14 protein-coding genes are annotated in these 15,041 nt (G+C 61.1%); 4 read left to right on the top strand and 10 right to left on the bottom strand.

All coding sequences use genetic code 11. The features are described from left to right. Positions 1 to 5 precede the first annotated feature (5 nt). The 3 genes from ACSQ76_RS21820 to ACSQ76_RS21810 form a co-directional block, all read right to left on the bottom strand. A complete protein-coding gene (locus tag ACSQ76_RS21820) occupies positions 6 to 1,604 on the bottom strand; it encodes an acyl-CoA carboxylase subunit beta (protein ID WP_437158305.1) in 1,599 nt (532 codons plus the stop codon). A gap of 4 nt (positions 1,605 to 1,608) precedes the next feature. Further along, positions 1,609 to 2,238, bottom strand: coding sequence for a TetR/AcrR family transcriptional regulator (locus ACSQ76_RS21815; RefSeq protein ID WP_057817049.1), 630 nt, complete (start codon positions 2,236 to 2,238; stop codon positions 1,609 to 1,611). A 181-nt stretch (positions 2,239 to 2,419) separates the two neighbouring features. Next, positions 2,420 to 2,713, bottom strand: coding sequence for an SDR family oxidoreductase (locus tag ACSQ76_RS21810; protein WP_437158304.1), 294 nt, complete (start codon positions 2,711 to 2,713; stop codon positions 2,420 to 2,422). An 81-nt stretch (positions 2,714 to 2,794) separates the two neighbouring features. Here ACSQ76_RS21810 and ACSQ76_RS21805 point away from each other — a divergent pair. Then, a protein-coding gene (locus tag ACSQ76_RS21805) for an IS5 family transposase (protein ID WP_420557722.1) occupies positions 2,795 to 3,552 on the top strand; the annotation gives its coding sequence in 2 pieces (ribosomal slippage) (positions 2,795 to 3,131 and positions 3,131 to 3,552; 759 coding nt in all). Here the strand turns inward: ACSQ76_RS21805 and ACSQ76_RS21800 are convergent. Next, positions 3,536 to 4,084, bottom strand: coding sequence for an SDR family NAD(P)-dependent oxidoreductase (locus ACSQ76_RS21800; protein WP_437158303.1), 549 nt, complete (start codon positions 4,082 to 4,084; stop codon positions 3,536 to 3,538). The two genes, ACSQ76_RS21805 and ACSQ76_RS21800, sit on opposite strands and share 17 nt — an antisense overlap. Positions 4,085 to 4,108: 24 nt before the next feature. Continuing rightward, positions 4,109 to 5,293, bottom strand: a complete 1,185-nt coding sequence (locus ACSQ76_RS21795) for a lipid-transfer protein (protein ID WP_057817054.1) — start codon at positions 5,291 to 5,293, stop codon at positions 4,109 to 4,111. Between the two features lie 253 nt (positions 5,294 to 5,546). On the opposite strand from ACSQ76_RS21795, the gene ACSQ76_RS21790 reads away from it, so the two are divergent. Further along, positions 5,547 to 6,158, top strand: coding sequence for a transferase hexapeptide repeat family protein (locus ACSQ76_RS21790; protein WP_057817055.1), 612 nt, complete (start codon positions 5,547 to 5,549; stop codon positions 6,156 to 6,158). A 111-nt stretch (positions 6,159 to 6,269) separates the two neighbouring features. On the opposite strand, the gene ACSQ76_RS21785 is transcribed toward ACSQ76_RS21790, so the two are convergent. From ACSQ76_RS21785 to ACSQ76_RS21765, 5 genes are read right to left on the bottom strand one after another with little or no spacing between them, the layout of a single operon-like run. Beyond that, entirely contained in the window at positions 6,270 to 7,877 is a 1,608-nt protein-coding gene (locus tag ACSQ76_RS21785) for an acyl-CoA carboxylase subunit beta (RefSeq protein WP_437158302.1), read from the bottom strand. A gap of 2 nt (positions 7,878 to 7,879) precedes the next feature. Next, entirely contained in the window at positions 7,880 to 8,395 is a 516-nt protein-coding gene (locus tag ACSQ76_RS21780; protein WP_057817059.1) for an acetyl-CoA carboxylase biotin carboxyl carrier protein subunit, read from the bottom strand. Further along, on the bottom strand, positions 8,383 to 9,852 hold the full coding sequence (locus ACSQ76_RS21775) for an acetyl-CoA carboxylase biotin carboxylase subunit (RefSeq protein WP_437158301.1): 1,470 nt from the start codon (positions 9,850 to 9,852) through the stop codon (positions 8,383 to 8,385). The genes ACSQ76_RS21780 and ACSQ76_RS21775 overlap by 13 nt, the downstream gene beginning before the upstream one ends. 12 nt (positions 9,853 to 9,864) lie before the next feature. Beyond that, positions 9,865 to 11,664: an acyclic terpene utilization AtuA family protein gene (locus ACSQ76_RS21770; protein ID WP_437158300.1), complete on the bottom strand. Its 1,800-nt coding sequence runs from the start codon at positions 11,662 to 11,664 to the stop codon at positions 9,865 to 9,867. A 21-nt stretch (positions 11,665 to 11,685) separates the two neighbouring features. Continuing rightward, on the bottom strand, positions 11,686 to 12,471 hold the full coding sequence (locus tag ACSQ76_RS21765; RefSeq protein ID WP_074940518.1) for an enoyl-CoA hydratase-related protein: 786 nt from the start codon (positions 12,469 to 12,471) through the stop codon (positions 11,686 to 11,688). On the opposite strand from ACSQ76_RS21765, the gene ACSQ76_RS21760 reads away from it, so the two are divergent. Together ACSQ76_RS21760 and ACSQ76_RS21755 are read left to right on the top strand one after the other, a co-directional pair. Continuing rightward, the gene (locus tag ACSQ76_RS21760; RefSeq protein WP_437158299.1) at positions 12,451 to 13,818 is read left to right on the top strand and encodes an acyl-CoA dehydrogenase family protein; all 1,368 of its coding nucleotides are present in this window, start codon (positions 12,451 to 12,453) and stop codon (positions 13,816 to 13,818) included. The genes ACSQ76_RS21765 and ACSQ76_RS21760 overlap by 21 nt on opposite strands. 13 nt (positions 13,819 to 13,831) lie before the next feature. Further along, positions 13,832 to 15,031: an acyl-CoA dehydrogenase family protein gene (locus ACSQ76_RS21755; protein ID WP_437158298.1), complete on the top strand. Its 1,200-nt coding sequence runs from the start codon at positions 13,832 to 13,834 to the stop codon at positions 15,029 to 15,031. Positions 15,032 to 15,041 lie beyond the last annotated feature (10 nt).

The raw sequence follows: 15,041 nt of genomic DNA, 5'->3' as shown, positions 1-15,041 counted from the left end.
TGGTCTCACATTCTGAATACGGGCGTGTGGCGCCCGGCCTCGGGCACCGAAGAGATAATGGCCAGGCACAGGCCCAGGATATCGCGGGTCTGTCCGGGTTCGATCAGCCCGTCATCCCAAAGCCGCGAGGTGGCATAATAAGGATCGGACTGTTCGCCATACTGGGCGCGCACCTGCGCCTCGATCCGGGCCATGTCGGCCTGCATCTTGTCCGGATCGCCCCCCTTCTGGCGGCGCAGTTCCAGCATCACATTGGTGGCGATGTCGGCGGACATGGTGGCCAGTTCCGCGGTCGGCCAGGCAAAGAGGAAATTCGGCGCGAAACCGCGTCCGCACATGCCGTAGTTGCCCGCCCCGTAAGAGCCACCCAGCAGCACCGACAGGCGCGGCACCTTGGCCACCGACATGGCATAAACCAGCTTGGCGCTGTCCTTGGCGATGCCGCCGCGTTCGGCGTCGGTGCCAACCATGAAGCCCGAGATGTTGTGCAGGAACAAAAGCGGGATGTTGCGTTGATCGCACATCGACACGAATTGCGCGCCCTTCAGAGAACTTTCGGACAAAAGCGCGCCGTTGTTGGCCAGGATGCCAACGCGGTATCCGTGGATGCACGCCGTGCCGCAGACCAGCGTTTCGCCCCAACCGGATTTGAATTCGCGGAATTCTCCGGCGTCGATCATGCGCAGCAGAACCTCGCGCATGTCATAGGGTTCCTTGCGGTCAGCACTGATGACGCCAAGCAGCTCCTGGGGATCATGCGCGGGTGGCTGTGGCAGCTTGTCGGGCTGCATCGGGCGCGACTGGCCCAGCTCGGCCACGATGTCGCGCATCAGCGCCAGCGCGTGGTGCTCGTCATCAGCCAGATGGTCGGACACCCCCGAAACACGCGAATGCATCTCGGCCCCGCCCAGCGTTTCGCCATCGACCACTTCGTTGATCGCCACCTTGACGATCGACGGCCCGCCCAAATGGATGCGCGCGTTGCCGCGCACCATGATGACCTCGTCCGACAGGGCGGGAATATAGGCCCCGCCCGCCGTGCAGCCGCCGAACACGGCCGAGATCTGCGGCAGACCGCTGGCCGACATGTTGGTCTGGCGGTAAAAAGAATTGCCGAAATGCCGAGCATCGGGGAAGACCCTGTCCTGCTCTGGCAGATAGGCACCGCCGCAATCCACCAGATAGAGGCAGGGCAGCCGGTTCTCGGCTGCGATTTCCTGGGCGCGGATGTGTTTCTGCACGGTTTCGTGATAGAAAGACCCACCCTTCACTGTCGCATCGTTGGCGATCACAACGCAGGGCAGCCCGTGGACGATCCCGATACCGGTCACGATCCCCGCACCGGGCACCTCGCCCCCGTATTGACCGTAGGCGGCAAGCGACGACAGCTCAAGAAACGCAGTGCCCGGATCCACCAGCAGGTCGATCCGTTCGCGGACCAACAGCTTGCTGCGCTTGCGATGCCGCGCGACCATGTCGGGGCGGCCGCCAGCCGTTGCTTCGGCGATCCGCGCGCGCAGCGTTTCGACGCGCTCGCTTTGTGCGGCGTGGTTGCGGGTGTAGGTCTCTGATGCGGTCAGCACCGCTGTTTCAAGACGTGCCATGAAGTCAGGTATCCTGTCTTTGGAGTATCCCGTTGAGGAACACATCGGCATAGGTGCGTGACAACGCATCGGCGCTACCGCGGTCCGGGTCGAACCAATCGAGCGTGGCGTTCAATGTACCGATCAGCATCAGGCGCAGGCGACGGATATCGACGTCTTGCTTCAGCGTGCCGTCTTTCTTAAGCTGGGACAGAAGACTGTCCCACTCTGCCTCATAGGCCCTTCGCGTAGGCAAGTTGGCATCCCGGACGGATTGCGGCACCTGCCCGAAAATACGCACATTCGCCGATGTATAATCGCTCACATCAAGAAGCGCGCGCAGATGCGCCCGGATCGCGGCGCGCAGTACCGTTTCGCCGTCGGTATCGGCCCGCAGGTCGGTGATGGCGTCTCTCATGCTCGCGTGAACGACTCGAATCCCTGCATCAAGAACGGCCGCGACGATCTCGTCCTTGGAACCGAAATGATAGTATATGCTACCCGCCTTGATCCCGGCGGCCTCGGCAATTTTTCGGAGCGAAACGGACCCGTAGCCTTGTTCGCGGAAAAGCCGCGCGGCAATGTCCAGCACCCCGTCCCGTCCAACCGCGCTGCGCGATGTCTCGTTGACTTTGATTGCCGTGTTTTGTGCCATAGACTTTCGTATCGCCCCAACGCCTAAACTAACGCCTGTTAGGTTAATAACGCAAGTGAGTCAATCGTCGTGATCGTGCCAGACTAGAGTTTGCGGAAAATTCCGCATTGGCGACCGCCAAGAGGCCGCCCAGACATTAATGTGCTTGCCCGGACCCCGTCATCGGGTCCGGGCAAATGCCTTAGATCACGAAACCGCCACCGCAGATGACGTGCTGGCCTGAAATGAAGTTAGCTTCGGGTGAGCAGAACAGATAGACGGCACCGGCAGCTTCTTCCGGAGTGCCGACCCGGCCCAACGGGATCATGCGCTCCATCTGGGACAGGAGATCGGGATTCACGCCGACCTTGATCTCTTTTTCTTCGACCTTGATCGTGCTGTCGCCATCCGCGCTGCCTTCGGTCAGGCGGGTTCGAATCGGGCCGAAGGCGACGGCGTTGACGTTGACCTTATAGCGGCCCCATTCCTTGGCCATCGTCCGGGTGACCCCTAGGGTCAGGATGCATTGATTTCCGTTGCGCTGCGTGATTCACGGCTCCGAAAACGGAGCGGTGACATGAGCGACCTTTACTGGCTGAGCGATGCGCAGATGGCCAAGCTGAAACCCTTTTTCCCGAAGTCGCATGGCAAGCCCCGTGTGGACGACAAACGGATCTTGAGCGGTATAATCTTCATCAATCGCAATGGCTTGCGTTGGCGCGATGCCCCTGCGGAGTATGGGCCGCATAAGACGCTCTACAGCCGTTGGAAGCGATGGAGCGATAAGGGTATCTTCGCCCGGATGCTTCTCGAACTGGCCGATCAAGGCGGCGGGACTGACACGCTGATGATCGATGCGACGCATCTGAAGACGCACCGCACGGCCTCCAGCCTGGGGCTGAAAAAAGGGGGCGCGGTCGCCTGATCGGACGTACCAAGGGCGGGATGAACTCGAAACTGCACGCGGTGACCGATGCGGCAGGCCGCCCGCTACGGATGTTTCTGACGGCCGGCCAACGGAGCGATTACATCGGCGCCCGTGCACTGCTGGACGGCCTTCCTCCCGCCAACCACATGCTGGCAGACCGTGGATACGATGCAGACTGGTATCGCGAAGCCCTTGAAGACAAGGGGATCACGCCGTGCATCCCTTCCCGAAAGAACCGTAAGGTACCAATCCCCTATGACGAAGCCCGATACCGCAAGCGCCACAAGATCGAGAACAGCTTCGCTCGCCTCAAGGACTGGCGACGGGTCGCGACCCGCTACGACAGGTGCCCGAAGGTCTTCCTATCAGCATGCGCATTGGCTGCCGTCGTCATGTTCTGGCTATGAATCCTGACCCTAGGATGCCGGCCTTAGCGGCGGAATAGTTGATCTGGCCAGCATTGCCGCCGGTCCCTGCGATGGACGAGATGTTGACTACCTTGCGGAACACCTCTTGCCCGGCGGCGGCCTCTTCCTTGGCCTTGGCGCTGATCACCGGCTGGGCAGCGCGCAGGATCTTGAAAGGTGCCGTCAGGTGGACGTCGATGATCGCCTGCCACTGTTCGTCGGACATCTTCTGAACGACGCTATCCCAAGTGTAGCCGGCGTTGTTCACGATGATGTCTAACCCGCCAAAGCTGTCCACGCCGGTCTTGATGAACCGTTCGGCAAAACCATCTTCGGTAACGCTGCCGGCACAGACCACGGCCTCAGCTCCCATTGCGCGCACCGCCTCGGCGGTTTCATTGGCCGGACCGGCGTCCAGATCGTTAACCACCAGCCGAGCCTCTTCCGAGGCCAGTTTGAGAGCGATTTCGCGGCCAATGCCCCGGCCCGAGCCCGAGACCAGCGCCACGCGACCGTTGAGTTTTCCAGTCATATTGATTCCTCCCGAAAGGCGCTGTCAGGCTTTTTCATAAAGCGTGGTGACGCAGGCCCCGCCGAGGCCCAGATTGTGCTGAAGCGCCAGACGTGCGCCATCAACCTGGCGCGCATCTGCCTGGCCGCGAAGCTGCTGAACGAGCTCGGTACATTGCGCTAGGCCGGTCGCCCCAAGCGGATGGCCTTTGGACAAAAGACCGCCCGACGGGTTGGTCACGTATTTTCCGCCATAGGTGTTGTCGCCATCATCGACAAACTTCGCCGCCTCGCCACGCCCGCAAAGACCAAGCGCCTCGTAAGTGATAAGTTCGTTGTGGGCGAAACAGTCGTGCAGTTCGACCACATCCACGTCTTCGGGCCCGATGCCCGCGGTCTCATAGACCTGGTCGGCGGCATTCTTTGCCATCGAAAAGCCGACCACTTCGCGCATGTCATGGGCTTCGAAGGTTTCCGGTCCGTCCGTCGTCATGGCCTGCGCCGCGATCCGAACCGAACTGTCCAGTCCGTGTTTGTCGGCGAATTCCTTCGAACAAATGATCGCGGCGGCCGCGCCACAGGTTGGCGGACAGGCCATGAGCTTGGTCATCACGCCGGGCCAGACGACCTGGGCGGCCATGACATCTTCCGCCGTCACCTCCTGCCGGAACAGGGCAACCGGATTCTTCGCAGCATGTCGGCTGGCCTTGGCGCGGATTTTGGCGAAGGTTTCCAGGGGTGTGCCGAACTCATCCATATGCGCCTTGCCCGCACCGCCGAAGTAACGCAGCGCCAGCGGGATCTCGGCGCTGCCAACCAGTTCGTCGGTTTCCTTGTCGAAAGCCGCGAACGGGCTGATCCGGTCATGGAACATCGCGCCGATCGCCCCGGGCTGCATCTGTTCGAACCCAAGCGCCAGAGCGCAGTCCACCGCATGGCTTTCCACGGCCTGACGGGCCAGGAACAGGGCGGACGATCCGGTCGAGCAGTTGTTGTTCACATTCACAACCGGGATGCCTGTCATTCCAACATGGTACAGGGCGCGCTGACCGCAGGTGCTGTCGCCATAGACATAGCCCACATAGGCCTGTTGGACTTTATCATAATCCAACCCCGCGTCCGCCAAAGCAGAACGGGTGGCCGCAGTCGCCATCACATCATAGCTTTCGGATTTTCCCGGCTTCTGGAACGGGACCATCCCGACGCCGGCAACATAGGCTTTGTCTGTCATTCTTCTCTCTCCCAAGTTCGGTCAGGCCACCCTGATCGGTCCGCAAGCCTATTTTCTACCATTTGTTAGATTTTAAATCCTATCCTTCGGCAGTGTCAATATCGCCGAGTTGTGACGTAGGGTGCTTGCGCTATTTTCTAACTTGTGTTTGTTTTCGGGCCACACGCCCTGATCGGCGGCACAATTGAGGGATTCTGGTCCCGGCGCAACCGCTGACAAGCGTTTAGCACTCAGCTTACGAAAGGTGATCGGAATGGCATACTGTTATGAGTTCAAGGGTTTTATACCCGTCGTGCCCGAGGATACATATGTCCAACCCCAGGCCGTTCTGATCGGAAATGTCATCTTGGGTCATGGATGCTACATCGGCCCCGGAGCAAGCTTGCGGGGCGATTTCGGCAGGATCGTGATCGGCGATGGAGCCAATGTTCAGGACAATTGCATCATCCATTCCTTTCCCGGCCGCGACGCCGTGGTGGAAAGCGACGGCCACATCGGCCATGGCGCGATCCTGCACGGTTGCACAGTGGGCCGGAACGCTCTGGTCGGAATGAATTCCGTCATTATGGATGGTGTAGAGCTTGGGGCGGAATCGATTGTCGGCGCGCAGGCGTTTGTGCGTGGCGAAACCGTGATTCCGCCGCGTTCGATGGTGGTGGGATCGCCGGCAAAGGTGATCCGCGAGGTCAGCGAGAAAGAAATCGCGTGGAAAACGCGCGGCACCGCGGAATACCAGCAACTTGCGCGCGACTGTCTGGCCGGATTGACGCCGGTCGAGCCGCTGAAGGCGGTCGAGGCAGACCGGCCCGGCATGGCGGCCTCTGACGTCGTCTCCATTCAGGAGGCGCGGCGGACATCGTCCTGACCTGTCTGGGCACCGGACCGGACAGGACTGCTTCAGATTCCGAAAGCGCCAGATGAAAGCGCCTTGACGCGGAACGGCGCTCCCCGACCCGGTGAGCCGTCCCTCAAGCCTTTACAGACGGAAGATCCCGTAGTGCGGATCGTCGATCGGTGCGTTGAGCGAGGCAGAAATCGACATGCCGAGCGCGTTGCGTGTGTCCGCCAGGTCGAGTATACCATCGTCCCACAATTCCGAGGTCGAGGTATAGGCTTCGACATCGCGCTTGTATTTTTCCAGCACCGGCTCTCGGATCGCGGCGATTTCTTCTTCGGTCAACTCTTTGCCTTCGCGCTGAAGCTGCCGAATCTTGACGTCCGCCATGGTGTTGGCGGCCTGATCCGCGCCCATCACGCCGATTTCGGCCTGGGGCCACATGAACAGCGTGCGCGCATCCCAGGCCCGCCCACACATGCCGTAATTGCCGGCCCCGTAAGACGCATTGGCGATCACGGTGAACTTCGGCACGACCGAGCCGCCCTGCGCCATCAGCATCTTGGCGCCGTCCTTGGCGATGCCGCGTTCTTCGTATTCGCGGCCGACCATGTAGCCGGTGATGTTCTGGAAGAAGACCAGAGGCGTCCGGTTCTGGTTGCAAAGCTGCATGAAATGCGCGGCCTTGAGCGAGCTGTCGTTGAACAGCACCCCGTTGTTGGCAAGAATGCCGACCTTGTAACCCCAGATATGGGCAAAGCCGCACACCATCGTGGTGCCATAGTCGGGCTGATACTCGTGAAAGCGTGAACCGTCCACGATCCGGGCCAAAACCTCGCGCATGTCGAACTGGGTTTTCCGGTCTTTTGGAACGATCCCGTAGAGTTCTTTGGGGTCATAGTAAGGCTCTTCATAGGCCGCGGTTTCGATGATCGTTTTCGGCGTGCGCTTCCACTGGCCGACAATCTCGCGGGCCAATGAAAAGGCGTGTTGTTCGGTCGCGGCGCGATAGTCGCCGGTGCCCGATACCGAGGTGTGCATGACCGCGCCGCCAAGCTCCTGAACACCGACCTCTTCGCCGGTAGCCGCCTTGACCAGCGGGGGACCGCCAAGGAAAATCGCCCCTGTGCCTTCGATGATGATGTTGTAGTCGCTCAGCGTCGGCACATAGGCGCCGCCAGCCGTGCAGTGACCGCCGACCACGGCAATCTGCGGGATATTGGCCTGGCTCAGCTTGACCTGGTTGCGGAACACCCGCCCGCCCAGATACCGGTCGGGAAACACCCCGTGCTGCAGCGGCAGGAAACCGCCCGCGCTGTCGCAGATATGGATGACCGGCAGACGGTTTTCCAGCGCGACATCCAGTAGGCGCACGATCTTTTTCACGGTATGCGGATACCAGGCACCGCCCTTGACGCTGGCATCGTTAGCGTGGATGGCGACCTCGCGGCCTTGCACGATGCCGATCCCCGTAACCACGCCTGCGCCGGGCACCACCCCGTCGTATTCACGACAGGCCGCCAAGGTTGAAAATTCCAAAAACGGAGTGCCGGGGTCCAGCAGCAGTTCCAGCCGCTCGCGCACGCCCAGCTTGTTCTGGCGGGCAAGGCGGTCGATATCGCGTTGCGGACGTTCGAAACGCGCCGTGTGCTGGCGAGCGTGGAATTCCTTCAGCCGTTCAGACATGGCGGCGAAATTTGCCTTGTAGTCGGCGGCATTGGTGTCGATCTGACTTTCAATTCTGCGCATGGTCACTCCTCCTCCGGAGCCAATTGGGCCAGGATGTCTTTCAGACCAAAACTGTCGCCTTCGGCGAATGGCATTTCGGCAACGACCCCGTCGCGCGGCGCCGTCAGTGTGGTTTCCAACTTCATGCTTTCGATCACCAGAAGCGGCTGGCCTTCTTCAACCGCATCGCCGGGTTTAACCGCAACTGACACCACGACACCCGGCATGGGCGCCACCAATCGGTCGTCGCTCGCGCCACCGTCGCTTCCGGCCAGGCGTTCGGCGGGATCAACCCGCCCGACTTCGTAGGTTCGCCCGTCCATGTGCAAAAAAGTTGCTTCCGGCCCCACGGCCAGTCGCAATTCGCGCACAACACCCTTGGCCCGCAGCTTGTAACCGCCCGGCAGACCCGTCGGGTCCAATTGGCAGGCAACAGCGCCAGTGGGGGTATTGAGCACGAACCGGCTGCCATCATGACCCAGCCAGCAATCAGTCTCTTCTCCGTCGATCTGAAAAATCCGTTGCATCAGTTTCTCCACCCGCCCATCTTGCGGTACATTTCCGGTATCTGCATTACGTCACTCACCAGGCGCTCGTCCGATAGGGCCGCCGCCGCTATCAGCAAGTCAGAGACATCTTCGCCCGGCGCGGTCAGCGTTTCGGATTGTTCAGCCAGGAAGCCAGTTGATACGTCACCAGAGGCGAAATCCGGATGTGCAAGTATTGCATCCAGGTAACCGGTGTTGGTCGTCACCCCGAGAATTACATAGTCTTGCACCGCTTGCCGCGCGAGGGCGATGGCCTGCGCGCGATCCGGGCCATGCACGATCAGCTTGGACAACATCGGGTCGAAGTCGGTTGTCACCTTGCCGCCGTCCAGAATGCCGCTGTCCACGCGGATCCCCTCGCCCATGGGTTCGTCCAGCAGCAGGATATCCCCGATCGCGGGGCGGAAATCGGCGGTCGCATCCTCGGCGCAGATGCGCAGTTCGATCGAGTGTCCGGTTTGGGGAATATCCACCTGCGCGGCGCTCAAGCCCTTGCCTGCCGCGATGCGCAGCTGCTCGGCAACCAGATCGAAGCCGGTCACCAGTTCGGTCACCGGATGTTCGACCTGAAGGCGGGTGTTCATTTCCAGGAAATAAAAGGCCCCGTCCTGCGCATAGATGAATTCAACGGTCCCTGCCCCGCGATAGTTGACGGCGCGGGCAATTCCGGCAGCGGTTTCGCAGATCTCGCCCCGTTGCTCGGGGGTCAGCGCCGGAGAGGGCGTTTCCTCGATAATCTTCTGGAACCGGCGCTGGATCGAACATTCGCGTTCCCAGAAATGGACCACGTTGCCTTGCCCGTCGCCCATCACCTGCACCTCGATATGGCGCGGGCGTTCGATATAGCGTTCGACAAACAGGCGGCCGTCACCGAAATACCGTTCGCCTTCGCGGCGCGCGGTTTCGATTTCGGTCTCCAGCGTGCTGTCTTCGCGTACGACGCGCATGCCCTTGCCGCCACCCCCGGCCGAGGGCTTGATGAGCAGCGGATAGCCAACGGCGCGGGCGCGTTCGACAAAGCTCGCCGGATCATCATCCTCGATCGCCGAGGGGGCGACGGGAAACCCGCGTTCCTCGACAAAGGCACGGGCGCGGACCTTGTCCCCCATCAGGTCGATGACCTCGGACGTCGGGCCGACAAAGGTCACTCCGGCTTTTTCCAGCGCCGCGACAAAACCGGCATTCTCTGACAGAAAGCCATAGCCGGGATGAACCGCGTCCGCGCCGATCCCTTTGGCGGCTTCGACGATCTGAGGAATATCGAGATAGGCGGCCACGGGCGTCGGGCCGTCGATCATCACGACCTCATCTGCGATCAGATGCGCCGGCCCCTCTTGCTCGGCGACATGACGCAACACGGCCGTCGCAAGCCCGCGGGCCTTGGCGGTGCGCAACACGCGCGCCGCGATCTCACCCCGATTGGCGACCAGGAGTTTCGAAATGGTCATGGTGTCGTCCTCTTAGTTCGGGTTCGCGGCATTCAGTCCGTCACGTGCGGCCAGATCGGCTGGCACGGGAATTTCGATATCAAGCAGCATCTGCGCGAACCCTTTGCCCTGCGGGTCTATGCGGACCGAGGCGATGCCGCCACCGCCAAGCGATTCATGCAACAGGAAATTCAGCGAATGGCTTCCAGGCAAGTCGAACCGTTCTACCCTGCCGTCGCAGACATGGGCGAAATAGTCCTTCACCACCTCTTCGCTGAGAGCCGAGCGGATGTATGGCAGGTAGTCCGGCTTGCGCGCGAGGATGCCGATATTGGCGATGTCCCCCTTGTCGCCCGAGCGGCCCCAGGCCAGATCGACGAGGCGGACCTTGACAACGTCCGGACCGGGCTCGCGGCTATCTGCGGGCGGTGCGGCAGGCGGATCAAGGTGGACTGGCGTGGCGGCCACGCGCACGGGCACATCCTTGCCGTCGACTTCGACCGCGACGGGGGTCTCGGCCTTGCTCTGAAGGAAGGAAAATAGACGGACCACCGGCTGCACCTTTGGCCGTCCGGCGAAGAACCCGGTCAGACCCTGCGCGGTCGAAATCGCCATCGGTGCGATTTCGCCGGCAAAGATGTTCAGCGCGGCGCGATCGTCATGGACCGCGCCGATCTTGAGCACCACCTCGCGGGTCCGGGCGCGCGCATTTGCGCCATAGGCCGCCTCGGCCCCCAGCACCTCGACGCTGACCTGCCGGAAATCTCCAATGTTGCGGTCGCGGAAAATCCGGCGACAGCGGGTCAGGATCGCCTCGGCCACACGTTCGGCCTTGGCGGGTGCGTCAATCGCGGCCAGTGTCAGGGTAGAGACCGCGCGCCAGCCATCGGCATGGGTCGCCGACACCTTGTAGCTGTCGGTGCGCCCAAGCCCCCTGCCGCCCTTGACCAGCACCCGGTCGGGTCCGACCTGTTCTAGGGTGACCCCGGACCAGTCGCAGATCACGTCGGGCAACAGGTAGGCGCGCGGGTCCCCGATTTCATAGAGCATCTGCTCTCCGACTGATCCGGGCACGACCAGCCCGCCGGTGTCAGGCGTCTTGGTTATGATGAAACTGCCGTCTTCGGACACCTCGACGATGGGCATGCCCATATTGTCCCAACCCGGCACGTCCTGCCAGTCGGTGAAGTTGCCGCCCGTTCCCTGGGGGCCGCATTCGATCAGGTGGCCGGCCAGCGATCCCTGGCTGAGCTTGTCCCAGTCATCGTCGCCCCAGCCGTATTCATGCATCAGGGGACCAAGCGCGACCGCGCTGTCCGCGCAGCGTCCGGTGATCACGATGTCGGCCCCGGCATCCAGCGCGGCAGCGATGGGGCGGGCACCCAGATAGGCATTCATGCTCCAAATGTCGTCTGGAAATTCGTTACCCGAGAACATTTCCGTCTGACCATTTTTGCGAATTTCATCGGCCCTAGGCAACAGGTCATCGCCCAGCACGACTCCGATGGACAGATCGATCCCGGCCTGGGCGGCGGCTTTGGCAAGCGCATCGCTGCAGCCACGCGGGTTCACGCCCCCGGCATTGGCAACGACCTTGATCTCTTTTGACTTGATATCCGGCAACCAGGGTGCCAGCGCCTTGACGAAGTCCGGCGCATAGCCCGACTCGGGCGCTTTGGCGCGGGCCCGCGCCATCAGCGACATTGTCACCTCTGCCAGATAGTCAAACACCAGATAGTCGATCTCGCCCTTTGAGACCAGTTGACCGATCGCTTCCGGCGTATCGCCCCAGAAGCCCGACGCGCATCCGATGCGCAGCTTTCGTTCCGACATATTCCTCTCCTCCCCGCTTGATCAGCGGCCCGTCCATTCGGGTTTGCGCTTCTCAATAAAGGCATCGAAGCCTTCGCGCGCGTCTTCGGTCTGCGCCACACGCGGTAACAGTGTTTCTGCAAACCGCATCTGCTGCGGATAGGTCATATCCTCCATCGCGTGACAGGCGTATTTTCCCAGCCGGATCGCGCTCGGCGACTGCGCAGCAATCTGGACAACCAGTTCTGCAACCTTGTCGTCCAACCCCGCGGCATCGGTCACATAGTTAACCAGATTGAACTGCAGGGCTTCCTCGGCCGTCAGAGGAACGCCGGTGATGAACATCTCCATCAGCCTCCGCCGGGGCAGCACGCGCATCATGGGTGGCACGATCGTCATGGGAAACAGACCCACCTTCACTTCCGGCGTTCCGATGCGGGCATGATCCGCCATCACAGCCAGATCGCAGGCACAGATGATGCCCGCTCCCGCCCCCATCGCGACGCCATTGATGCGCGCGATCGTTGGCTTTCGGCACGCCTGTATCGTCTCGAACAACCTTCCGGCAAAATGATCCGGGTCCGCCGGATCCTGAACAAACGGGCCGCCATCCGCCCCCGCCTTGATGTCGCCCCCGGCACAGAAGGCGCGCTCGCCCTCGCCGGTCAGAACGATCACGCGGCAATCGCTGTCCCTCTCGGCAGCACATATGGCGGCCATGATCCCGTCTGCGACCTCACGGTTGAGGGCATTTCGATTGTCAGGACGTCGAATCGTGATACGCACTTCTTTGCCGCGCGCCTGCGATTGAACAACGTTCTCAGTCATTTCCGAAGCTCCCCCTGTATTCTGACCACCGCGCTTTCTTACGTCAGGTCGTCAAAAGCTTGGCTTGATCTATTTTCTAACATGTGTTTGATTTTGGTCAACACTGCGGACGACATTTTTCGGGAGGATGATATGACCACTCAAAGTGAGGCCATCGCGGCTGATCTGGAAGCCATCAGGGCGAACTATTCTTTGACCGATGAGCAGCGCCAGATCGTCGATCACGTGGATCGGGTATCTCGCGAGGTGCTGCACCCGCTGCAGTCGCGTATGGATGACGAGGAATGGTGGCCCGATGATCTGTTCAAGCAGATGGGCGAGCTGGGCCTGCTGGGGATTACCGCGCCGGAGGAGCTGGGCGGATCGGGACAGACCGAGTTCACCCAGGCGCTGGTGTCCGAGGTGATTTCGAAGTGGAATCCGGCTGTGGGCCTCTCGCACGGGGCGCATGACAACCTGTGCCTGAATAACCTGCTGCGCAACGGCTCCGAAGAGCAGGTGAAGAAATATGTGCCGGGTCTTTGCTCGGGCGACCTGGTTGGTGCTTTGGGCCTGACCGAACCGGGTGCGGGATCCGATGCGCTCGGATCCATGGCCACCACTGCCCGCCGCGACGGTGATGATTATGTCATCAACGGTTCGAAGATTTACATCACCAACGGCCCCATTGCCGATGTGATCCTGCTTTATGCCAAAACCGACAAGTCGAAGGGCGCCAAGGGCATTTCTGCTTTCATCATCGAGACGGACAATCCCGGTTTCAAGGTGGCGCAAAAGCTTGACAAAATGGGCTTCCGCGGCTCGCCAACCGGAGAACTGGTGTTTGAGGATTGCCGCGTACCCGCATCCGCCATGGTTGGACCGGAAAACACCGGCGTTTCGGTGGTAATGAGCGGACTGGATCTGGAGCGTGCTATGGTTGCCTCAGTCTGCGTTGGCATGGCCGAACGCGCCCTGGAGCTGGGACTGGAATACGCCAAGATTCGCGAACAATTCGGCAAACCGATTGCAAGTTTCCAGATGATGCAGTCGAAACTGGCCGAGATCTACACCGAGGTCGAAACCGCGCGTGCCTTCAGTTATCGTGCGCTGGCCGCCTGTACCGGCCTGCCAAAAGGGGCCGGGGGCCGCGGCGAAATCCACAAACTGACCGCAGCGGCCTGTCTTTATGCCGGCGAGGCATTCAACAAGGCGGTGACCGAAGCCTGCCATATCCATGGCGGCTCTGGCTACATGCAGGACACCGAAATCAACCGGCTGTTCCGCGCCAACAAGCTGCTGGAAATCGGCGCGGGTACAAGCGAAGTCCGCAAGATCATCATTGCCGAAGAACTTTTGCGCGCCTGAGGGAGACGAGACAATGAACAAGCAACTGCGCAACGACACCGCTCTGCCAACACATTTCATGACGGACGAACAGCAGGCCCTGGCCGATCAGGCCGGCAAGTTCTTTATGTCCGAGTTCCACCATCTGAACGCGGAAATGGACGACACCGACGATCTGCCCCCTTCGGTTTTCCCCAAGCTGGGCGAAATGGGATATCTCGGCCTGAACGTGCCGCCGGAATTCGGCGGTGCCGGGCTCGATTTTACCTCGGCCTGTATCATCACCGAGGAAATGTCTCGGGCCTCGGCGGCCATCGGACTGACCCATGTGGCCCATGACAATTTGTGCGTCAACAACATCTATCGCAACGCCAATGACGAGTTGCGCCGAAAATACCTGCCGGGCCTGTGCAACGGCACGCTGGTGGGTGCCCTGGGCCTGACCGAACCCGGCGCGGGGTCTGATGCGCTTGGCTCGATGCGGACCACGGCCAAACAGGATGGCGACGACTACATACTGAACGGCGCCAAGATCTACATCACCAACGGACCGATTGCCGATCTGGTCCTAGTCTATGCCAAGACCTCGCCGGAAAAGGGCGCCAAGGGTATTTCCGCCTTTATCGTGGAAACCGACACGCCGGGTTTTAAGGTGGCGCAGAAGCTCAACAAGATGGGATTCCGCGGCTCCCCGACGGGCGAACTGGTATTCGAAGATTGCCGCGTTCCGGCCAGAAACATGGTCGGCAAGCTGGATGGCGGGGTTGCCGTTACCATGTCCGGACTTGATCTGGAACGTGCCATCGTCTGTTTCAACGCTCTGGGCATTGCGCAGCGGGCGCTGGATATTTCCATCGATTACGCCAAGACACGCCAGCAATTCGGCAAACCGATCGCCAGTTTTCAGATGGTGCAGGCGATGCTGGCCGACATGTATACCCAGATCGAGGCGGCGCGCAGCCTGTCCTTGCGCACCGCGGCCATGTGTGAGGGCCTCGAAGAGGGCGCAGGCGGGCGCGGCGAAATCCACAAGCTCACCGCTGCGGCAATCTACAAGGCTGCCGAGGCGACATCCTTCGTTCTGGACAAGGCCGTCCAGATTCACGGCGGCTCGGGCTACATGCGTGACACCGAGGTGAACCGGCTTTATCGGACAGGTCGCGTGCTTGAGGTCGGCGCGGGCACCCAGGAGGTGCGCAAGCTTATCATCTCTGGCGAATTGCTGAAGAACTGAGGGGTAGCAT

Source organism: Roseovarius sp. B08, assembly GCF_051417955.1.
In the GTDB taxonomy this organism is placed as follows: Bacteria; Pseudomonadota; Alphaproteobacteria; order Rhodobacterales; family Rhodobacteraceae; genus Roseovarius.
The sequence above is the reverse complement of the archived record's forward strand: the minus strand, read 5'-3'. Positions and strand labels throughout refer to the sequence as shown.